This window comes from Pseudomonas sp. GW821-FHT07G06 (genome assembly GCF_058986625.1).
On sequence record NZ_JBYSVW010000001.1, the window covers coordinates 449161 to 468396 of the forward strand.

Genomic DNA, 19236 nt, shown 5'->3' on the forward strand with positions numbered 1-19236 from the left:
TAAAAGATCGCAGCCTGCGGCAGCTCCTACACCGATCCCTGTAGGAGCTGCCGAAGGCTGCGATCTTTTGATCTTCAATCTTTAAAGCGCTGCAGATACTCGATCTGTTCCCTATGTGCGACCTCTTGCACAACGGGCTTGAGTCGAACCGCCCTCCCCGGCAGGCACTGCGCCAGCCGCGCCAGCGCCAACTTGATCGATGACCAGATGTATCCGCTGACCCTTCGCGGGCTGGAGGAAGGGATGCGGTTTTTGTCCAAATAAAGCTAAAAGATCGCAGCCTGCGGCAGCTCCTACACCGATCCCTGTAGGAGCTGCCGAAGGCTGCGATCTTTTGATCTTCAAACTTTAAAGCGCTGCAGATACTCGATCTGTTCCCGATGTGCGACTTCTTGCACAACGGGCTTGAGTCGAACCACCCTCCCCGGCAGGCACTGCGCCAGCCGCGCCAGCGCCAACGGCGTCAACGCCCCCAGACGCGGATACCCACCAATGGTCTGCCGATCATTGAGTAACACAATCGGCTGCCCGTCGGGCGGCACCTGCACGGCACCCAACGGAATGCCTTCGGAAATCATCGGCTTGCCCTGGTACTGCAGCGCCGTACCCAGCAGGCGAATACCCATCCGGTCGGCACGGCTATCGAGGTGCCATACGCTGTTGAACGCGTCGAACAGGCTCTGCCCGCTGAACTCGCCGATCTGTGCTCCGAGGACCAGGTCCAACGGCGCATCAAGGCTCAGGTCCGGTCGTTGGTCTGCGCTCAATTCGCGCAGCAACATCACCGGGTTGCCCGAATAGCTCAAGCTCGCCCCTTTACCCAGCGCTCGGCCCATGCCGTCCAGCCCGCCGAGTTCCTCCCGGACCACCGTCGCGCTACTGCCCAGCACTTTCGGCGCATCAAACCCACCCGGCGCCGCCAGATAAGCCCGGGCTCCGAGCAACGGCTGAGTGAATTGCAAACGCTGACCTTTGTGCAGCCTGAAACTGCGCCACGGGGTCAAAGCCTCGCCATCCACCCGCGCGCCAAGATCCGCTCCGGCCAAGGCCAGCACGCAGTCTTCTTCAGCCACCACAGTAAATCCGCCAAGGGTGATTTCGATCACCGGTGCATCCAGTCCGTTGCCCAATAGCCAGTTGGCCCAGGACATCGAACGCCAATCCGCCGCTCCACCCTGGGTCACGCCCAGATGCCGTACGCCGAATCGACCGGCATCCTGCAACAGGCACAGCGGCGTACTCGCTTCAATCATCAGACGGCTCATGCCTGGGCCTCCAGAGGCGTATCGTCACCCCCCAGGTTAATGAACTCGGCATGGCCGACCGCTTCGAACCGTACGGTGTCACCGGGCTGCATCAGGCTGTAGCCGTCACGGTTGCGGTCGAACAATCTGGCCGGCGTGCGGCCGATCAGGTTCCAGCCGCCCGGCGACACCACCGGGTAAGCCGCCGTTTGCCGCTCGGCGATGCCGACACTGCCGGCCGCGACTTTCTTGCGTGGTGTGTTCAGACGCGGCGCAGCGAGCGCTTCTTCCACCAGCCCCATGAAGGCGAAGCCCGGTGCAAAACCCAGGGCGAACACCTGGTATTCACGCTCACTGTGGCGACGGATCACCTCCTCCACCGCCAACCCGCTGCGCTGCGACAACAGCGTCAATTCCGGTCCGACACTCAAGTCGTACCACACCGGCAACACATGACAGGTACCGCGAGTGCGCGCATTGGGCGACAGATCGATCAGTGCCTGGGCGATCAGTTCCCGTGCCTGGCTCGGGCTCAATGCAGTCATGTCGTAATGCACCATCAAGGTGGTGTAGGACGGCACCAGATCGATCAGGTGCCCGGCAAATGCCATGCGCAGACTTTCACTGGCCGCGAGCATCCACGGCATGTTGCTTTCGGCGATTTCATCGAACAGGCGCACCATCAGGCAATCCAGCGCCACCACTTCCACCCGCAGCTTCATGACGCACTCTGCCGGTTCAAGGCTTCTCGGATGCGTTGCACGGCAGCGACCGAACTGGCGTTGTCGCCGTGCACGCAGAGGGTATTGGCCTGCAAATGCAGGGCGCTGCCGTCGCTGGCGGTAAGCTGATCACCACGGGCAATGGTCAGCGCCTGCTCGATGATTGTTTCCGGGTCGTGATGCACCGCGCCCGGCAGTTGTCGCGCGACCAGCCTGCCGGCACTGTCGTAAGCGCGATCGGCGAAGGCCTCGAACCACAGCGTCACGCCGTATTCATCACCCATTTGTTGGGCAGCGCTGTTGTCGCGGGTCGCCATCAGCATCAATGGCAGAGTGCGGTCGTAGGACGCCACCGCTTGCAAAACGGCGCGCAACTGCGCCGGGTTGGCCATCATGTCGTTGTACATCGCGCCATGGGGTTTGACGTAACTGACCCGGCCGCCCTGGGCCCGGCAGATGCCGTCGAGGGCGCCGATCTGGTAATGCAGGATGTCTTGCAGTTCCTGGGTGGCATAGGCCATGGAGCGGCGACCGAAGCCCACCAGATCCTGATAGGCCGGATGCGCGCCGATTTGCACACCGTGGCTGAGGGCCAGGCTGACGGTCTTGCGCATGATGCTCGGGTCGCCGGCGTGAAAACCGCAGGCGACGTTGGCGCAATCGATGAAGGGCATGATTTCGGCGTCCAGACCCATGGTCCAGCTGCCAAAACTCTCGCCGATGTCGCAGTTCAATAGCAGGCGGCTCACACTGAACACTCCTGTAGTTTTATTCTTTTCAGCTGCGGGACATACCTATAAGACAGTCCCGCAGGTTATCAGTTACTGGGCGTCGAGTTGCTTGCCACGGGTTTCCGGCAGGCTCAGGGCCGCGAGAATCACCACACCGTAGGAAACCGCCGCGAAGGCACCGATGCCCACGCTCAGCGGTACGGTCTGGCTGAGCAGGCCGATCAGCAGCGGAAACAACGCCGCCAGCGCGCGGCCGATGTTGTAGCAAAAACCCTGGCCCGAACCGCGAATGCGCGTGGGGAACAATTCGGTCAGGAATGCGCCCATGCCACTGAAAATCCCCGAGGCGAAGAACCCCAGCGGAAAGCCCAGCCACAGCATCACGCCGTTGCTGACCGGCATTTGCGTGTACAGCAGGACAATGGTGAACGAACCGACGGCGAACAGGATGAAGTTCTTCTTGCGTCCGAGGATGTCGGTCAAATAGGCGCTGATGACATAACCCACATAGGAACCGACGATCACCATCGCCAGATAACCGCTGGTGTTGAGTACGCTCAAACCGCGTTCGTTTTTCAGGAAAGTCGGTAGCCAGGACGTGATGGCGTAGTAGCCGCCCAATGCCCCGGTGGTCAGCAACGAAGCGCGAATCGTGGTGAACAGCATGCCGGGGGCGAAGATCTCATAGAACTTCGACGGGTTGCTCGGCTCCTGCCGGGCTTTGGCTTGACGATAGATTTCCGGGTCCTTGACCAGACGGCGGACAAAAATCACAAAAATCGCCGGCACGATGCCAAGGATGAACAGCGCGCGCCAGGCGTCTTCCGGTGGCAATACCGAGAACAGCAGCGCATACAGAATCGCCGTCAGCCCCCAACCCAGCGCCCAGCCGGATTGCACCATGCCCACAGCCTTGCCGCGATCTTTGGCGCGAATGACTTCGCCGATCAGCACGGCGCCGGCCGTCCACTCGCCGCCGAAACCGAAGCCCATCAGGGTCCGTGCAATCAGCAGTTGCTCGTAGCTCTGGGCGAAGCCGCAGAGGAAGGTGAAGAAGGCAAACCACAACACAGTCAGTTGCAGGGTGCGCACACGACCGATGCGGTCGGAGAGAATCCCGGCGACCCAGCCACCGATGGCCGAAGCGATCAGGGTGCTGGTGTGAATCAGCCCGGCCTGGCCGGTGGTGATGCCCCACATGGCAATCAGGGTCGGCACCACGAAGCTGAGCATCTGGGTGTCCATGCCGTCCAGGCCATAGCCGATCTTGCAGCTCCAGAAGGTGCGGCGCTCCTGCTGATTGATGTTGCGATACCAGTCGAAAGGTCCCGGGCGAGCCGTGGCTTTCGCGATGACGGGGGTGTCGGGCGCACTCATGGCAAATCTCCGCGCTGATTTTATTGGTATTGTTCTGAGCCCCGACGACGCCTATCGTGGGAACCGGATGCGCCGATTTTTGGACGCGCGCCCCTGCTGCGTCCAACTAATAAAAACCCGCCTTAGACATAAGAAATCTTTATCCCATGAACCTGAAGTTTCTCGAGACCTTTGTCTGGGTCGCCCGACTCAAGAGTTTCCGCCTGACCGCCGACAAGCTCTTCACCACTCAGGCTTCGATTTCCAGCCGAATTGCGGTGCTTGAAGGCGAGCTCGGGGTGAAGCTGTTTCTGCGTGATTCGCGCGGCGTGAGCCTGACGCCCGAAGGCCTCAAAGTGCTCGATTACGCCGAGCAGATGCTGGACACCATGCACGCACTCAAGCAGTCGATCGAGACCCGTTCGAGCAAGGCCGGACGGGTGCGCATCGGCGTGATGGACACGGTGATCCATACCTGGCTCAGCCCGTTGGTGGCGCAGATGACCGATCACTACCCGCTGGTGGAAATCGAGCTGGTGGCCGATACCTCGCTCAACCTCTGCGATCAGCTGCAAAAAGGCTTTCTCGATGTGATCCTGCAAACCGACCTGCTGCGCCAGGAAAGCGTGCGCAGCCTGGAACTGGCCAGCCACCCCATGGGCTGGATCGTCGCCAGCAACTCCATTTACAACCGCGAGTACTCGGGCATCGCTGACCTGGCGGGCGAGCGGGTCATCACCTATTCGAAAAACTCCCATCCGCACCAGGAAGTGCTGGCCCTGATGCAGGCCAATGGCGTGATGGCGCCACGGTTGAACTGCGTGAACTCGGTGTCGGCAATTACTCGCTTGTTGCGCGACGGCTTCGGTATCGGCGCGTTGCCGCCGGTGCTGGTGGCCGAGGAACTGGCGCGCGGCGAATTGACCCTGCTGGACATCGATCAGCGACCACCCGACTTGCAGGTGGTGGTGTCGTGGCGGGTGGGTGTGGAGTGGGTCGAGGAGATTGTGGCGTTGTGTCAGCAGGTGCTGGAGGAGTATGCACGGAAGGTGGGAGAGCGCTACATGGTCTTGAGCAAACCCCTGGCCAGGCTCTGAAAAGGAGCTTCCATATCACAAGAAGCAATTACTATCATTTGCATTAATATTTTGAAAATGTATTCTCTGCGCGCATTCAGCTAAACCACTGTCCAGAAGGAATCGGACTTGATGCGCGCTTTCACGCAAAGACAGCAGCAACGGCTCTCACACTGGAGGGAAGCCCTCGGCACTCCGGCCTTCCAGTCCCGCCGCATCACCCTCGACCATTTGAGCACTGCCCCGGCGCCCACCGCGCAGCGCTGCTTCCAACCCCTGATCCTGCTTACACCTTGCGCCTCATCGAGGGCGTTGCCCGGTTCTGCATCCTGACGCTGACGGCCACGGTGCTGGCTAACGAATGGCTGGGTTTCTCGTCAGCCGGGTGCTCTGGGGCATCTGGCAGGCGCACTGCTCCCCGTCGCCTACGCCCTGGCCACCATCGGGATCCACCGGGTGCGCTCATTTACCGCCACATCCGGCCCCGAAATCTTGCCTGGCCACACTTATCACGACTAAAAAAGACCACCTCATGACCCGAACCAAACTTTCCCTGCTGATTCCGCTGCTCGGCTCCGTCAGCGCCCAGGCCTGGGCCGAGGACACCGACCAGCAACCTGGCACATTGAACATGCAGGCCACCGTCGTTTCCGCGACGCGTAGCGAAGCGACCATTGCCTCGATTCCAGGCTCGGTCCAGGTGATCGACGAACAACAGATCAGCCAACAGAGTGGCGCCGGGCGTCGGGTCTCCGACATCCTGGGGCAACTGGTTCCAGGGCTCGCGCCGTCCAGCGGCGGGATGAGCAACTTCGGCCAGACCCTGCGCGGGCGCAACATGCTGGTGTTGATCGACGGCGTGTCGCAGAACGCCACGCGCGACAACTTCCGCCAGCTCAACAGCATTGCGCCGGCCAGCATCGAACGCATCGAGGTGGTTTCCGGCGCCAGCAGCATTTATGGCGCCGGTGCTTCGGGCGGCATCATCAACATCATCACCAAGCGCAACCAGGGTCAGGACCTTGCCTACAGCAGCAAACTGGGCCTGACCACCGGCAACAACCTCAACAGCAAGGGTTTCGCCTACGAGGCCTTTCAGAGTGCGACCGGACGCAAGGATGCCCTGGACTGGTACCTGTCCGCCGACCTGACCCAGCGCAACGACCAGTACGACGGCAACGGCAATCGCATCCCTCAGGACACCTCCCAGGGCAGCAACATGGACACCGACACCTATGACCTGCAAGGTCGTTTCGGTTACGAACTGGATGCCGACAAAAAACTCAGCCTGTCGCTGCAGGACTACAAGGACCAGCAAGACACCGGCTACACAAAAGACCCGAAAAACCTGCAAGAGGCCGTAGCGGTCAAAGGACTGAATCTCGACGACCAGCCCTACACCCATAACCAGGCGGCCAACCTCAACTTCACCGACAACGACTTCTACGGCCAGGGCCTGCAACTGGAAAGCTACTGGCGCCGGGCCGACGCGCTGTTCTTCCCTGACCTGTCGCGGGGCAAGGCCGGGATCGCCGACAACAACAGCGTGCAGGATGTGTACGGCCTGCGTGCGGCCATCGACACGCCGCTGCCGGCCATCGGCAGCGCCACGGGCAACCTGGTCTGGGGCGCCGACTACGATAACGAGCGCTCTCGTCAGCGCGGTGACCAATACACCCTCAAAGGGCTGACCTACACCAAGACCGGCACCACTTACGAGATGGGCCCGGATATCGAAACCACCACCAAGGCACTGTTCGGACAGATGTCCTGGGACATCGGTGACTGGACCTTGCGTGGTGGTGTGCGCCGCGAATGGATCGAAAGCGAGGTTTCCGACAGCATCGCCTACGGTCAGATCGTCCAGACCGGCGTACGCGCCATCCTGCCCGGCGACACCCTCAAATACGACGCCACGCTCTATAACCTGGGCGCGGTCTATCACCTGAGTGAACATCAGGACGTCTTCGCCAATTACAGCCAGGGCTTTTCGCTGCCGGACATCCAGCGTTTCTTGCGTGACGTGAGCAGCACCTTCGACATCCAGAGCCTCAACGCCCAGGCCATCAAGGTCGACAGCTACGAGCTGGGCTGGCGCGGAGACTGGGACCAGTGGCAGGCCGACGTCACCGTCTATGAAAACACCTCGGACGTGACCCAATTCTACGATGCCAATAGCCGTGTCTTGCGTCTGATCAACCAGAAGGAGCGGGTTCGCGGCATCGAAAACAGCCTGACCTACCGCGCGACCGATCACTGGTCGGTGGGTGGCACCTATGCCTGGGCCAAAGGCGAGACCCAGCAGAACGGGAAATGGATCGATCTGCCGGCGACACGCATTTCACCGGCCAAGACCACGCTGTTCGTCGGCTACACCGAAGACGACTACTCCCTGCGTATGCAAGGCATGCACCTGTCCAGCTACGACGCGGCCGCCAAGGACAACAACGGGCGTGACATCGAAGGCTATACGTTGGTGGACCTGCTCGGCTCCGTGTACTTGCCGGTCGGTCGCCTGGAAGGCGGGGTGTACAACCTGACCGACCGCACGTACGTCAACCTGTTCGCCCAGGCCAACGCCAAAGCGCCATACCCCAACGCCCAAGGCCGCACTTTGAGCATGACCTATTCGATAGATTGGTAATCGGGCTGTCGGTGTCGCTGCGAAAGATGGGGTCCTCGCTGGCGCGGTAATGCGCGACCAGCGCCTGCATATCGCCCTTGAAGAACTGATTGGCGCTGTTCTGGAAGCTGCTCAACGCGGCTTGCGCCTCGATCACATGGGCTTCGGTATCGGCGCCTTGCCACCGGTGCTGGAGGGGTATGCGCGCCGGGTCGGTGAAAATTACATCGGTTTGAATCGTTGAAAATCAAAAGATCGCAGCCTTCGGCAGCTCCTACATTGGGATGCGATCTTTTGTTCTTACAGCCCGCGTAAATCCCGCTCTTCGATCGGCCGGCTCTGGCGCAGACGCTTGCCGCCCAGCACCACCCAGTCGATCAGCCGGAACAGGCACTCGATCCCGAACGACAGCAGCAAGGCGCCACTCATGCCCCAGACCATCGCTTCGGGCGTCAACAGGATCTGGTAGCTGTAGCCGTTCCAGGTTTCCTTGCGAATGTCCGGATCGGCGGCCAGTACCACTTGCAGGAAGCGGATGTACCACGGCCCCTGCATCGCCTGGAACTGTTTATCCAACGCCAATTGACGGGTCAGCAGGTTGCTCAGGCTGTCGGCGTCGCTGCGAAATATCGGGTCCTCGCTGGCGCGGTAATGCGCGACCAGCGCCTGCATGTCGCCCTTGAAGAACTGATTGGCGGTGTTCTGGAAGCCGCTCAACCCGGCTTGCGCCTCGATCAGATGGGCTTCGACCCGCTTGGCGTAATCGTTGATGAACCCCGGCACCTGGACACCGATCAACAGGCCCGCCGCAAACAACACCAGCCGTAGATAACTGAGCAACATGCAAGGCATCCTTATTCGGTCGTGCCCTGGCTGACGCATTCGCCGCGTCGCCACAGGCTCCATTGACCCGGTTCGTAACGGGTCCAGGTTTCGTTTTCGGTCAGGGGTTCGGTGGCGATGACGGTGACCACATCGTCAGGGGTGGTTTCGGCCTGAAAGTCGACGATCACATCGACATCTTTCAGGCGCGCCGGGCCAAAGGGGGCGCGGCGGGTGATCTGCGCCAGCTTGGTCGAGCAATAGCAGAACAGCCAGTCACCGTCGCTGAGCAGGCAGTTGAACACGCCTTTGCTGCGGTACTCGGCGCAAGCGGCCACCAGGTCCGGCAGCAACGCTTCGACCTCGACCGGTTCGGGGAACGCCGCACGCACACGGTTGAGCAAATCGCAGAATGCCGCTTCGCTGTCGGTATCGCCCACGGGGCGATAGAAACTGGCCGTTGGCTGAAAATCCGCCAACTGGCCGTTATGGGCGAAACACCAGTTGCGCCCCCACAGCTCGCGGACGAACGGATGGGTGTTGGACAGGCAGACCTTGCCGACGTTGGCCTGGCGGATGTGCCCGATCACCACTTCGCTCTTGATCGGATAGCGCTGCACCAGGTTGGCGACTTCCGACTCGCAGCTGGCCGCCGGGTCCTGGAACAGCCGCAGCCCACGGCCTTCATAGAAGGCAATGCCCCAGCCATCGCGATGCGGGCCGGTGCGGCCGCCGCGCTGCATCAGCCCGGTAAAGCTGAACACGATATCGGTCGGGACATTGGCGCTCATGCCCAATAACTCACACATGTTCGGACTCTCGCTCAATCGCAGGGGCAAGGTTACAGACGGGGTTCGACTCGCATCCGCTGAGGATTGCTCGGCACGGGCGGACGACCGTAACGATCATCGCCGGCACCGCCAAACGGTTGATCATCCTCAGGCTCTTCGGCGCGGACGGCGGCTTTGGTGGCAGCCTCACGCTCCTTGCGGGCGTTGGCGGCGCGTTCGATGGGGAAACGGATCGCCACCAGCACCAGATAGAGGCCGAATGCGATCATGCCGTACATGAACAAATCGGAAATTGCCCGCCAGGCGTTGTTGCCGACCTTGAACAGCAGGTCGAGCGCGGTAATGGCGACGGCCGGTGCGACTTTATCCTTGACCGGGTCGATGATGGTCGGACTGAACAGCAGCACGACCATCGCCAGCCGCAATGGCTCACGCAGCCAACGCCACATCCAGCGGGTCAAGCGCATCCACACCAACAGGCAGCCCAAAGCGGCAAAGGCGTAGAGGCCCCAAGCGATCAGATAGTCGTTCTCGGTCATGGTGTCCATGGCAAGGCAGGCAAAGAGGCGCTTATGATAACGGCTTTTCGCCCGTCAGGCTGCATCAATGCCTGACTGTTGAGCGCTATCCATGTGGGAGCGGGCTTGTGTGGCGAGGGGGCTTGCCCCCGTTGGGTCGCAAAGCGGCCCTAAAACGAGTCATTGCGATATTGAGTCAATAACGCGGTGTCTGTATTACGACTGCTTCGCAGCCGAACGGGGGCAAGCCCCCTCGCCACACAAGCTCGCTCCTACAGGTTATTCACCCCCAATTCCGTACACTGCTCGAGAGTCCTTCATGCCCCTATCCGCCAACACTTGCGACGCTCCGATTGCCCACAAGGCTGATGGCTCCGATCCGTATGCCTGGCTGCAAGAGCGCGACACCGCTGCAGTGCTCGACTATCTGAAAGCCGAAAACAGCTATCAGGAGGCGCAAACCGCCGACCAGGCCGGGCTGCGCGAAACCCTGTTCGAGGAGATCAAGGGGCGGATTCTCGAGACCGACCTGTCCCTGCCCTCGCCCTGGGGACCGTATCTGTACTACACCCGCACCACCGCAGGCGATGAGTATGCCCGGCACTACCGCTGCCCACGTCCGGCCGATGACAGCCTGACCCTCGACGAAAGCCGCGAACAACTGCTGCTGGACCCCAACGAACTGGCCAACGGCGGCTTCTTTTCCCTGGGTGCGTTCAGCATCAGCCCGGACCATCAGCGCCTTGCCTACAGCATCGACTCCAGTGGCGACGAGATTTACACGCTGTTCGTGAAGGAATTGTCCGACGGCCGCGTCAGCGAGCTGGAATTCCAGGACTGTGACGGCAGCATGACCTGGGCCAACGACAGCCTGACGCTGTTCTTTGGCGAGCTGGACGACACCCATCGCCCACACAAACTGTATCGCTATCGACTGGACGGTACGGCGGCCGAAGAAGTGTTCCATGAACCGGACGGTCGCTTCTTCATGCATTGCTACCGTTCAAGCTCCGAGCAGCAACTGCTGCTGTCCGTGGGCAGCAAGACCACCAGCGAAGTCTGGGTCCTCGATGCCTCCCGGCCCCAGCAGGCGTTTACCTGCCTGGCGCCACGGGTTGAGGATCATGAGTACGACGTGGATCACGGCACACTCGACGGGCAATGGACCTGGTTCATCCGCACCAACCGCGACGGCATCAATTTCGCCTTGTACACGGCCGTCGATACCGGCGCCGCGCCCACCGAAGCCGACTGGCAGAACCTGATCCCTCATAGCGACACGGTGATGATCGACGGCATCAGCCTGAACACCGGGGCCATGACCCTCAGCCTGCGACTCGGCGGTTTGCCGGTCATTGAAGTACACCCACAAGGCCTGGCGCCTTATCGCGTGCAACTGCCGGATGCGGCCTACAGCCTGCACGTACAAAACAGCCTGGAGTTCGAAAGCGAGCGGGTTCGCCTGCGCTACGAGGCGTTGAACCGTCCGGCGCAAATCCGCCAGCTTGAACTGGCGACCGGCGAACAGAAAGTCCTCAAGCAAACCCCGGTACTCGGCCCGTTCGACCCCGACGCCTACATCAGCCAGCGCCTGTGGGCCACGGCGCCGGACGGCACGCAAGTGCCCATCAGCCTGGTGATCAAACGTACCGACCTCGGCAAACCGGTGCCACTGTACCTCTACGGTTATGGCGCCTACGGCGAAAGCCTCGACCCATGGTTCTCCCATGCGCGCCTGAGCCTGCTGGATCGCGGCATGGCGTTTGCCATTGCCCACGTGCGTGGCGGCGGCGAACTGGGGGAAGCCTGGTATCGCGCCGGCAAGCAGGAGCACAAGCACAACACCTTCAGCGACTTTATCGCCTGCGCCGAACACCTGATCGCCCAAGGCTTCACCACTGCACCGCAGTTGGCAATCAGCGGCGGCAGCGCCGGCGGCTTGCTGATCGGCGCGGTGCTCAATCAACGGCCGGAGCTGTTTGGCGCCGCCATCGCCGAAGTGCCGTTCGTCGACGTCCTCAACACCATGCTCGACCCCGATCTGCCATTGACCGTGACGGAATACGACGAGTGGGGCAACCCTGAAGAACCGGACGTTTATGATCGGATCAAGGCCTACGCCCCGTACGAAAACGTCACCGCGCAAGCTTATCCCGCGACCCTGGTGATCGCCGGTTACAACGACAGCCGCGTGCAGTACTGGGAAGCGGCCAAGTGGGTGGCAAAACTGCGCGCGACCAAGATCGACAGCAATCCGCTACTGCTCAAGACCGAACTGGGTGCCGGGCATGGCGGGATGAGCGGTCGATATCAGGGATTGCGTGACGTAGCGCTCGAATATGCATTTTTGTTCAAGGTATTGGGTATAAACCGGCCTTGATTGCGGTCGGATACAACACCAATCCCTTGTAGGAGCTGCCGCAGGCTGCGATCTTTTGGCTTTGATTTTTAAGATCAAAAGATCGCAGCCTGCGGCAGCTCCTACAGGGAACCAGACAAACAAAAGACCGTGACGACATGTCTGAATCAACTTTTCTGAACAACGAAATTCGCGACTGGCTGATGGATTGCGGCCTGTTCAATCAACTGTTGCCGGCGGACTTCGCCGCGGCCTCGGGCTATTTCAGTATCAGCACCATTGCCCAAGGCGAGGAGATCTTCCAGGAGGGCGATGCCGGCAGCTTCATGTGCATCATCCATACCGGTCAGGTGGCGGTGCAGAAAACCACCGCTGACGGGCAACGAGTCACCATCGCCACCTTGCGCAGCGGCCGCTCGTTCGGGGAAATGGCCGTGCTCGACGGCGAACGGCGCTCGGCCAGTTGCGTGGCTGCCAGCAACTGCCAGTTGCTCAACCTGGGCAAGGACTCGCTGGAAAAGATGCTCAACGATGCACCGAAAATCGCTGCCAAGATCATCCGAGCCCTCGCCGTCTCCCTGTCCAAACGCCTGCGCATGGCCGACGGTCAATTGCTTTCGCAGCAGGTCTAGCCACCCGGTGATTTGACTTTCGGCGGGTTCTGTTCGATTCCCGGCACGGGCTGATCCTTGGTTGGCGGGCTGGGCATTTCAATCGGCACCAACGGCGGCCCGCTACTGCCGGGGCCGACTTTCGGCAAGGGCGCCGGGCTGATTTGCGGGTAAGGCGTGGGCGTGGCGGTGCCGGGCGAACCGGGTATCGGCGCGGGGCTGACGGGAATCGGTTGCAACTGTTGGGCCTGCGCTGCAGTTATCGAGAGCGCGGCCAGGGCAATGACCGTTAGAATGGTGCGCTTCATCAATGGCTCCGTTGGCCTTGTCGTCATGAACAGGCTACTCCCAACTGCGTCTGTTTGCCCTCCCGAGTTCTGCCAATTTTCTTCAAGTGAGCCCCATGAAACGTTTCGTTCTGCTGGACACCACCCCCATTCCTGAAAACGGCGGTGCCCTGTGCCTGTTCGAATATGGCGAGGATTTCGTCATCAAGATCCAGGGTGGCGACGGCGGACAATTGATGAACACGCGCATGCACGGCTCCGAAGATGCCCTGGCCGAGATCCCCTGCCGCAAAGTCGCAGGCCGACCGAATTCACGGGTGCTGATCGGCGGCCTGGGCATGGGATTCACCCTTGCCTCGGCGCTCAAGCACCTGGGCAAGACCGCCGAAGTGGTGGTCGCCGAGCTGGTCCCCGGCGTGGTTGAGTGGAACCGTGGACCGCTGGGCGAAAAGGCTGGCAACCCATTGCTCGACCCGCGCACGGTGATTCGCATGGAAGATGTGGCCAAAGTCCTGCAAGCCGAACCCCAGGGCTTCGATGCCATCATGCTCGATGTCGACAACGGCCCCGAAGGCCTGACCCAGAAAGCCAACAGCTGGCTGTACTCCGCCGCCGGCCTGAACGCCTGTGCCAGGGCCATGCGCCCCAAAGGCGTGCTGGCGGTCTGGTCGGCCAGCGCCGATCGGCAATTTTCCGACAAACTGAAGAAAGCCGGCTTCAAGGCCGAGGAAGTCCAGGTCTTCGCACACGGCAACAAGGGCACTCGCCACACCATCTGGATTGCCGAGAAGCTCAAGGGCTAGGCTAAACTTCACCCTATAACCGTCATCAGTCTTTCTACAAAGGTGAACCCATGAGTTCGTCCACCCCGACCAACACTTCGAAGCTGGATCGCATCCTCGCCGACAACCAGCGCGACAAGGAAATGGGCTACCGCGACAAGGCCCTGAAGATGTACCCGCACGTCTGTGGCCGCTGCGCCCGTGAGTTCTCCGGCAAGCGCCTGAGCGAACTGACCGTGCACCACCGCGACCACAACCACGACAACAACCCGCAGGACGGCTCGAACTGGGAGCTGTTGTGCCTGTACTGTCACGATAACGAACACTCGCGCTATACCGACCAGCAGTATTTCGGCGAAGGCTCGCTGAGCACGCCGAAAATCGCCAAGGCTACGCATAACCCGTTTGCGGCGTTGGCTGGGTTGATGAAAAAAGAAGATTGAAAATCTTCAGTGCCTGAACTGGCCTCTTCGCGAGCAGGCTCGCTCCCACATTGATCCGCGCCCGTCTGGACACCTCGGTCAACTGTGGGAGCGAGCCTGCTCGCGAAAGCAATCGCTCAGACACCACAAGTCTTGAATCTGCCCGCCCTCCCCCAATCCCCGTATAATCGCGCTTTTTTCCCGAAAGGCACCCCGCTCGTGGCAGACAAACGGTACAGCTGCATTGGTTTGTATAACCCCAAGTCACCGGAGAACGTCGGTTCGGTGATGCGCGCCGCTGGCTGTTATGGCGTGGCGTCGGTGTTCTACACCGGCAAGCGCTATGAGCGCGCCGCCGACTTCGTCACCGATACCAAGCGCGTGCACTACGACATCCCGCTGATCGGCATCGATGACCTGAAGAAAATCCTGCCGCTCAATTGTGTGCCCGTCGCCGTGGAACTGGTTGAGGGTGCCCGCCCTCTGCCGGAATACACCCACCCGGATCGCGCGCTCTACATCTTCGGCCCGGAAGACGGCTCGCTGGATAAGGAGATTCGCGACTGGTGCGAAGACGTGGTCTACATTCCGACCACCGGTTGCATGAACCTGGCCGCCACGGTCAACGTCGTGCTCTACGACCGCATGTCCAAGGGTCTCAATACCCGCTCCGGACCAAAATTCCGCTGAATCGCCGCACATCCGATTGAACGAGCTGCCCGCCCCGGCGGTCAGCTTGACTATCGATCACCGAAGCCTGGAGACAGACCATGAGCGAAATCAAACGCGTCGAGCGTATCGAATCCACCCCCTTCCAGAGCCCTTCCGAGCAGAACGTGCAAGGCTGGGAACGCATCGGCTCCCTGGCCGGCGGCGTGGTGATGGTGGGCAAGGGCCTGCGTCGTGGCGGGATCTTCGGCCTGATCCAGGTGGCCATCGGCGGCGTAGCCCTGGCGCGCGGCATTACCGGCCACAGCTCGGCGAAAAGCCTGCTGGAGAAAAGCCGTCAGGACATGGACAACGTGCGGGCGAAAATCCAGCGGGCCGGTGAGGAATTGAGCCAGTTGAAAGCCAATGCCGAGGCGGCGACCAAAACTGCAACCGTGACGGGTAATGATTCGTTGAAGTCGCCGAAAGCCGGGGTTTGATCCGGATCGTCCGGCGGGGCTGATGGCCCTATCGCGAGCAAGCTCGCTCCCACAGGATTATGTGGCGTACACAACATTTGTGTTCACCCCCAATCATTGTGGGAGCGAGCTTGCTCGCGATTACGGACTCACTGAATCAACTCGGTACTGAGCACTTTTGAAGACCCACCAATCACGCTCTCGCTGAGCTGAACAAACGCCTGGGTATCGATATCCCCCTGCCGCATCGCCCCGCGCAACACGTCATCCAGCGAACGCTTGTTGTGGGTTTTCAGGCGAATCTCGCGATCCAGCTCCTGCAGCAACACCACCGCCCTGGCCACCTGCACCGGATTGACCCGATCACTGCGCAGCGTGGTGACTTTCTGGCTGGTCCTGACCAGTTTGCCGTGCAGGCTCTCGTAGCGTTCATCACTCATGCCGCCGGCCCGGCGCACCAGTTCGATGGCGTAATACTCGGCAAAGCCTTCGCCGATCCAGTCACTGCGCTTTGTGCCGTTGATCGGTCCGTACACCTGGGCCAACTCGCGGACCAGGGCGCTGGTGCCGCTTTCGCTGACCAATGGCAGGTGACTGTTGAGGTAGATCGACTCGTGCGCCGACCGGCTGCCACGCCACATCGGATCATTGGCCCCGACGATCAGCAGCTTGCCCGGGTGTCGTGGGTACAGCGCCTGCACTTGCGGCCAGACGAAGGTCAGCAGCGTCAGCACATCCATACGCCGCATGCCCTGCCCCAGCGGCGAGGCGACGGTAACTTCAGTCTCGCCCAGACGGGTGCGGCGGCTGCCAAGCTGGCCGGCGAGCATCCAGCCCGTGGGCCGGTCGAACAGTCTGGAAGGGTTATCGATACGGAACCTGTTCTGGCCAATCCGTGGCCACGCGGTTTCAACGCTTTTCCAGCCACCGGGCAGCTCGAATTCAAGGCGTGAAACCAGTTCGATGCCATCCTGCTGATCGAGCCTGGCAGGCGGCACCAGATCGTCGCCGCGCATCAATGCCCAGTTTGGCGTCATACGTGTGTCAAAGCTGCCGTTCTTGCGCCCGTGGTTGATACTCACCCGATACGTCAGGCTGGCCTTGTCGGCCGCTGGACGCCAGACACCCCGCGCCGCTTTGCCAGGGGTCAGTTGCCATTGGCCGTCGGCCTTGAAATCGCTGTAGTGGCTGCCGTCGCCGAGGTCGAAATCCAGGCTGCGTACCGCCGAGCCCTGGGCGAGCGTCAGGCGCACTTCGGCTTGATCGTTCTGCGGCAACAGGCGCACGTGATAATCCAGATCGACCTTGTTCGCTGCCCATACGGGCGCACTCACGGCCAGTAATCCAACGCCCCACGCCTGCCGCCATCCCACAGCCATACACACTCCTTCGTGAAAGGTTGAGCCTCTGGCAGTCAGCCTGCGCGGAAAATCAGGTGATCTTCCCAGTCGTCTTCCGGCACGCTGCCTTCGGCGAGCATGCGCCCGGACTGGGAAATCCGCTCGTGATGCACGGCATCGCGATCACCGCACACCAGGTGATGCCACAACGGCAAGTCCTTGCCTTCGCTGACCAGGCGATAGCCGCACGTCGGCGGCAGCCATTTGAATTCGTCGGCCTTGCCCGGCGTGAGCTGGATACAGTCCGGCACAGTGTCGCGACGGTTAGGGTAATCCGTACACTGGCAGGTTTTCAGGTCCAGCAGTTTGCAGGCGATGCGCGTGTAATAGACGCTGTTGTCGTCTTCGTCTTCAAGCTTTTGCAGACAGCACAATCCGCAGCCGTCGCACAGCGACTCCCATTCCTCCTGATCGAGTTGATCGAGGGTCTTGCGTATCCAGAACGGTTCTACTTTGGCGGCCATGGTTCGAGCATCGACATCAGGTGGTGAAAAGGCCGCCAGTCTAGTGCCCGTAGCCCCGTGGGCCAAGCATTGGCGACTGTCGGTAGAACGGGCTTGTCAGTTTCTGCGCTGCCAAGTAGGGTTTTTCGTCGCTCCCACTTTCAAACGTAGCAAGGAATCTCTTGATGAGTGCCAACCCACGCGTTGCCGATTACACCATTGACCCTCAGTTCACCGACCGCTGGTCGCCTCGCGCCTTCACGGGCGAAGCCATTGCCGAAGAAACCCTGCTGAGCTTCTTCGAAGCCGCGCGCTGGGCACCCTCGGCCTACAACTCGCAACCCTGGCGCTTCCTTTACGCACGTCGCGATACGCCGAACTGGGAGCGCTACCTGGGACTGCTGAACGAATTCAACCGCAGCTGGGCGCAACATGCTTCGGCCCTGGTGATCGTGATTTCGAAAACTACCTTCACCGCGCCAGGCGCCACCGAAGAAACCCCGGCCCTGTGGCACACCTTCGACACCGGTTCCGCCTGGGGCCACCTGGCCCTGCAAGCGAGCCTGAGCGGCTGGCACACCCACGGCATGGCCGGCTTCGACCAGGACCTGACCCGCAAGGAGCTGAACATTCCTGAAGGCTACGCCCTGCACGCCGCCGTCGCGGTGGGCAAGCTCGGGGACAAGGCCAGCCTGGCGGAGTACCTGCAGGCCCGTGAAGTACCAAGCCCGCGTCGTCCGTTGAGCGAGCTGGCGGCTGAAGGCGACTTCACCCTCTAAGCCATACTGAAAATCCCTGTGGGAGCGAGCTTGCTCGCGATAGCGGTAGGACAGTCAACATTTATGTTGGATATGCCGGCCTCATCGCGAGCAAGCTCGCTCCCACAGTTTTTGAGAGTGATTTCAATACCCGCGATCGAAATCCACTTCCCCGCGCAACGCCTCTCCCGCCTCGAACGCCCGCAGGTTTTCGACAAACAGCTTCACCATCATCGACGGCGAAGTCGGTGCCGAGCTGTGGCCGGTGAGCAGCAGGCCCCAGGCTGTCCAGAATGGATGCCGCTGGGGCAATGGCTCCTGACGGCACACGTCGATCACCGCGCCCGCCAGATGCCCTTCCTTCAAGGCTTCCACCAGATCCGCATCGACCACCGCCACACCACGCCCGGCATTGATGAACAAACCGGTCGGCTTGAATTGCCTGAACAGCGCCGCGTCGTAGATATCGTGGGTTTCCGGCGTGTTCGGCAGCAGATTGACCACGTAATCGACCTCACCGACCAGCCGCGGCAGATCCGCCAGTGCACCGACTTCGATGAACGGCGCCTGTTCCCGCGCGCTGCTGGCAACGCCATACAACTCGACACCGAACGGCACGAGGAACTGCGCGACACTCTGACCGATATCACCGGTGCCGACGATCAACACCTTGCGCCCCGCCAGGCTCTGGCCATGGCGGCTGTCCCATTTGCGCTCGACCTGGCTGACCAGTCGCGCCAGCACTTCACGTTCGTGACCGAGCATATAGGTGAGCACGTACTCGGCCATGACCTGTCCGAAGATGCCGACTGCACGGGTCAATCGATAGTGCCGTGGCAAGCCATCGGCCAGCAGCGGCGTAATGCCGGCCCAGGTCGATTGCAGCCATTGCGGTTGATGGCCCTGGCGCAACAGGGTCGCCAGCAGATCAGGCTGGCCGAGCCACACCGGACAATCGGCGGCCTGGCTGGCCAGTTCGGCGGAATCACCGCTGGTCAGCACCTCCAGATCCGGTGCCGCCTCGCGCAACAGTTGGGCGTACACGGGGTGGTCGTGTTCAGCAATCAGGACGCGCATGCTTCAAACCTTTCAAAAACGGTGCAGACGGCAGCCGACAGAGCGCTGCTCGGTCGATGCTGCCATCGCTAAAATCAATCAGTGTTT

Annotated in this window: 20 protein-coding genes and 2 pseudogenes; 9 read left to right on the forward strand and 13 right to left on the reverse strand. The window is 61.2% G+C overall.

Annotation, left to right across the window (positions count from 1 at the left end):
- Positions 1 to 74: 74 nt before the first annotated feature.
- From AC3WJW_RS01890 to AC3WJW_RS01910, 5 genes and pseudogenes are all read right to left on the reverse strand, one after another.
- Positions 75 to 191: pseudogene (locus tag AC3WJW_RS01890) on the reverse strand (biotin-dependent carboxyltransferase family protein); the annotation flags it as partial.
- A gap of 150 nt (positions 192 to 341) precedes the next feature.
- Positions 342 to 1265, reverse strand: coding sequence for a 5-oxoprolinase subunit C family protein (locus tag AC3WJW_RS01895; protein ID WP_493724929.1), 924 nt, complete (start codon positions 1263 to 1265; stop codon positions 342 to 344).
- Positions 1262 to 1966 (reverse strand): 5-oxoprolinase subunit PxpB, encoded by a 705-nt coding sequence (pxpB, locus tag AC3WJW_RS01900; RefSeq protein ID WP_493724930.1) that lies wholly within the window; start codon positions 1964 to 1966, stop codon positions 1262 to 1264. The genes AC3WJW_RS01895 and pxpB overlap by 4 nt, the downstream gene beginning before the upstream one ends.
- On the reverse strand, positions 1963 to 2715 hold the full coding sequence (locus tag AC3WJW_RS01905; protein WP_493724931.1) for a 5-oxoprolinase subunit PxpA: 753 nt from the start codon (positions 2713 to 2715) through the stop codon (positions 1963 to 1965). Before AC3WJW_RS01905 ends, pxpB begins: the two co-directional genes overlap by 4 nt.
- Positions 2716 to 2787: 72 nt before the next feature.
- Positions 2788 to 4074, reverse strand: a complete 1287-nt coding sequence (locus AC3WJW_RS01910; protein WP_007972423.1) for an MFS transporter — start codon at positions 4072 to 4074, stop codon at positions 2788 to 2790.
- Positions 4075 to 4220: 146 nt separating this feature from the next.
- Here AC3WJW_RS01910 and AC3WJW_RS01915 point away from each other — a divergent pair, with 146 nt between their 5' ends.
- Together AC3WJW_RS01915 and AC3WJW_RS01920 are read left to right on the forward strand one after the other, a co-directional pair.
- Positions 4221 to 5150, forward strand: coding sequence for a LysR family transcriptional regulator (locus AC3WJW_RS01915; RefSeq protein ID WP_493724932.1), 930 nt, complete (start codon positions 4221 to 4223; stop codon positions 5148 to 5150).
- Between the two features lie 511 nt (positions 5151 to 5661).
- Positions 5662 to 7773 carry a TonB-dependent receptor gene (locus AC3WJW_RS01920; RefSeq protein WP_493724933.1) on the forward strand — a complete coding sequence of 704 codons (2112 nt, stop codon included), beginning with the start codon at positions 5662 to 5664 and terminating at the stop codon, positions 7771 to 7773.
- Here the strand turns inward: AC3WJW_RS01920 and AC3WJW_RS01925 are convergent.
- The 4 genes and pseudogenes from AC3WJW_RS01925 to AC3WJW_RS01940 all read right to left on the reverse strand — a co-directional run.
- Positions 7754 to 7918, reverse strand: a pseudogene (locus tag AC3WJW_RS01925) (DUF2937 family protein); the annotation flags it as partial. The gene AC3WJW_RS01920 and the pseudogene AC3WJW_RS01925 sit on opposite strands and share 20 nt — an antisense overlap.
- Before the next feature lie 134 nt (positions 7919 to 8052).
- Positions 8053 to 8595 (reverse strand): DUF2937 family protein, encoded by a 543-nt coding sequence (locus tag AC3WJW_RS01930; protein WP_007993795.1) that lies wholly within the window; start codon positions 8593 to 8595, stop codon positions 8053 to 8055.
- Between the two features lie 11 nt (positions 8596 to 8606).
- Positions 8607 to 9383 carry a class II glutamine amidotransferase gene (locus tag AC3WJW_RS01935; protein WP_015096368.1) on the reverse strand — a complete coding sequence of 259 codons (777 nt, stop codon included), beginning with the start codon at positions 9381 to 9383 and terminating at the stop codon, positions 8607 to 8609.
- A 32-nt stretch (positions 9384 to 9415) separates the two neighbouring features.
- Positions 9416 to 9913 carry a hypothetical protein gene (locus tag AC3WJW_RS01940; RefSeq protein ID WP_007972419.1) on the reverse strand — a complete coding sequence of 166 codons (498 nt, stop codon included), beginning with the start codon at positions 9911 to 9913 and terminating at the stop codon, positions 9416 to 9418.
- Between the two features lie 289 nt (positions 9914 to 10202).
- On the opposite strand from AC3WJW_RS01940, the gene AC3WJW_RS01945 reads away from it, so the two are divergent.
- Together AC3WJW_RS01945 and AC3WJW_RS01950 are read left to right on the forward strand one after the other, a co-directional pair.
- Entirely contained in the window at positions 10203 to 12263 is a 2061-nt protein-coding gene (locus AC3WJW_RS01945; protein ID WP_493724934.1) for a S9 family peptidase, read from the forward strand.
- Positions 12264 to 12400: 137 nt separating this feature from the next.
- The gene (locus AC3WJW_RS01950) at positions 12401 to 12874 is read left to right on the forward strand and encodes a cyclic nucleotide-binding domain-containing protein (RefSeq protein ID WP_008015977.1); all 474 of its coding nucleotides are present in this window, start codon (positions 12401 to 12403) and stop codon (positions 12872 to 12874) included.
- Here the strand turns inward: AC3WJW_RS01950 and AC3WJW_RS01955 are convergent.
- Entirely contained in the window at positions 12871 to 13161 is a 291-nt protein-coding gene (locus tag AC3WJW_RS01955; RefSeq protein ID WP_493724935.1) for a hypothetical protein, read from the reverse strand. The genes AC3WJW_RS01950 and AC3WJW_RS01955 overlap by 4 nt on opposite strands.
- Before the next feature lie 95 nt (positions 13162 to 13256).
- On the opposite strand from AC3WJW_RS01955, the gene AC3WJW_RS01960 reads away from it, so the two are divergent.
- The 4 genes from AC3WJW_RS01960 (at position 13257) to AC3WJW_RS01975 (ending at position 15492) form a co-directional block, all read left to right on the forward strand.
- Complete coding sequence (locus AC3WJW_RS01960) at positions 13257 to 13943, forward strand: spermidine synthase (RefSeq protein WP_007972413.1); 687 nt, start codon at positions 13257 to 13259, stop codon at positions 13941 to 13943.
- A gap of 50 nt (positions 13944 to 13993) precedes the next feature.
- A complete protein-coding gene (locus AC3WJW_RS01965; RefSeq protein ID WP_007944009.1) occupies positions 13994 to 14365 on the forward strand; it encodes a YajD family HNH nuclease in 372 nt (123 codons plus the stop codon).
- Between the two features lie 198 nt (positions 14366 to 14563).
- On the forward strand, positions 14564 to 15034 hold the full coding sequence (locus tag AC3WJW_RS01970) for an RNA methyltransferase (protein ID WP_007993783.1): 471 nt from the start codon (positions 14564 to 14566) through the stop codon (positions 15032 to 15034).
- Positions 15035 to 15114: 80 nt separating this feature from the next.
- Positions 15115 to 15492, forward strand: coding sequence for a YgaP family membrane protein (locus AC3WJW_RS01975; protein WP_493724936.1), 378 nt, complete (start codon positions 15115 to 15117; stop codon positions 15490 to 15492).
- Between the two features lie 128 nt (positions 15493 to 15620).
- Here the strand turns inward: AC3WJW_RS01975 and AC3WJW_RS01980 are convergent, their stop codons facing one another.
- Together AC3WJW_RS01980 and AC3WJW_RS01985 are read right to left on the reverse strand one after the other, a co-directional pair.
- The gene (locus tag AC3WJW_RS01980; RefSeq protein ID WP_493724937.1) at positions 15621 to 16850 is read right to left on the reverse strand and encodes a hypothetical protein; all 1230 of its coding nucleotides are present in this window, start codon (positions 16848 to 16850) and stop codon (positions 15621 to 15623) included.
- A gap of 35 nt (positions 16851 to 16885) precedes the next feature.
- Positions 16886 to 17335, reverse strand: a complete 450-nt coding sequence (locus tag AC3WJW_RS01985) for a YcgN family cysteine cluster protein (RefSeq protein ID WP_007984794.1) — start codon at positions 17333 to 17335, stop codon at positions 16886 to 16888.
- 164 nt (positions 17336 to 17499) lie between these two features.
- Between AC3WJW_RS01985 and AC3WJW_RS01990 the strand changes: the two genes are divergently transcribed.
- Positions 17500 to 18093 carry a nitroreductase family protein gene (locus AC3WJW_RS01990; RefSeq protein ID WP_493724938.1) on the forward strand — a complete coding sequence of 198 codons (594 nt, stop codon included), beginning with the start codon at positions 17500 to 17502 and terminating at the stop codon, positions 18091 to 18093.
- Between the two features lie 123 nt (positions 18094 to 18216).
- Here the strand turns inward: AC3WJW_RS01990 and AC3WJW_RS01995 are convergent, their stop codons facing one another.
- Entirely contained in the window at positions 18217 to 19149 is a 933-nt protein-coding gene (locus tag AC3WJW_RS01995; RefSeq protein WP_493724939.1) for a D-2-hydroxyacid dehydrogenase, read from the reverse strand.
- Positions 19150 to 19236 lie beyond the last annotated feature (87 nt).

Coding starts and splice junctions, on each gene's coding strand:
- AC3WJW_RS01895 (WP_493724929.1), bottom strand. CDS start 1,265: ATGAGCCGTCTGATGATTGAAGCGAGTACGCCGCTGTGCCTGTTGCAG.
- pxpB (WP_493724930.1), bottom strand. CDS start 1,966: ATGAAGCTGCGGGTGGAAGTGGTGGCGCTGGATTGCCTGATGGTGCGC.
- AC3WJW_RS01910 (WP_007972423.1), bottom strand. CDS start 4,074: ATGAGTGCGCCCGACACCCCCGTCATCGCGAAAGCCACGGCTCGCCCG.
- AC3WJW_RS01915 (WP_493724932.1), top strand. CDS start 4,221: ATGAACCTGAAGTTTCTCGAGACCTTTGTCTGGGTCGCCCGACTCAAG.
- AC3WJW_RS01920 (WP_493724933.1), top strand. CDS start 5,662: ATGACCCGAACCAAACTTTCCCTGCTGATTCCGCTGCTCGGCTCCGTC.
- AC3WJW_RS01930 (WP_007993795.1), bottom strand. CDS start 8,595: ATGTTGCTCAGTTATCTACGGCTGGTGTTGTTTGCGGCGGGCCTGTTG.
- AC3WJW_RS01935 (WP_015096368.1), bottom strand. CDS start 9,383: ATGTGTGAGTTATTGGGCATGAGCGCCAATGTCCCGACCGATATCGTG.
- AC3WJW_RS01940 (WP_007972419.1), bottom strand. CDS start 9,913: ATGGACACCATGACCGAGAACGACTATCTGATCGCTTGGGGCCTCTAC.
- AC3WJW_RS01945 (WP_493724934.1), top strand. CDS start 10,203: ATGCCCCTATCCGCCAACACTTGCGACGCTCCGATTGCCCACAAGGCT.
- AC3WJW_RS01950 (WP_008015977.1), top strand. CDS start 12,401: ATGTCTGAATCAACTTTTCTGAACAACGAAATTCGCGACTGGCTGATG.
- AC3WJW_RS01955 (WP_493724935.1), bottom strand. CDS start 13,161: ATGAAGCGCACCATTCTAACGGTCATTGCCCTGGCCGCGCTCTCGATA.
- AC3WJW_RS01960 (WP_007972413.1), top strand. CDS start 13,257: ATGAAACGTTTCGTTCTGCTGGACACCACCCCCATTCCTGAAAACGGC.
- AC3WJW_RS01965 (WP_007944009.1), top strand. CDS start 13,994: ATGAGTTCGTCCACCCCGACCAACACTTCGAAGCTGGATCGCATCCTC.
- AC3WJW_RS01975 (WP_493724936.1), top strand. CDS start 15,115: ATGAGCGAAATCAAACGCGTCGAGCGTATCGAATCCACCCCCTTCCAG.
- AC3WJW_RS01980 (WP_493724937.1), bottom strand. CDS start 16,850: ATGGCTGTGGGATGGCGGCAGGCGTGGGGCGTTGGATTACTGGCCGTG.
- AC3WJW_RS01985 (WP_007984794.1), bottom strand. CDS start 17,335: ATGGCCGCCAAAGTAGAACCGTTCTGGATACGCAAGACCCTCGATCAA.
- AC3WJW_RS01990 (WP_493724938.1), top strand. CDS start 17,500: ATGAGTGCCAACCCACGCGTTGCCGATTACACCATTGACCCTCAGTTC.
- AC3WJW_RS01995 (WP_493724939.1), bottom strand. CDS start 19,149: ATGCGCGTCCTGATTGCTGAACACGACCACCCCGTGTACGCCCAACTG.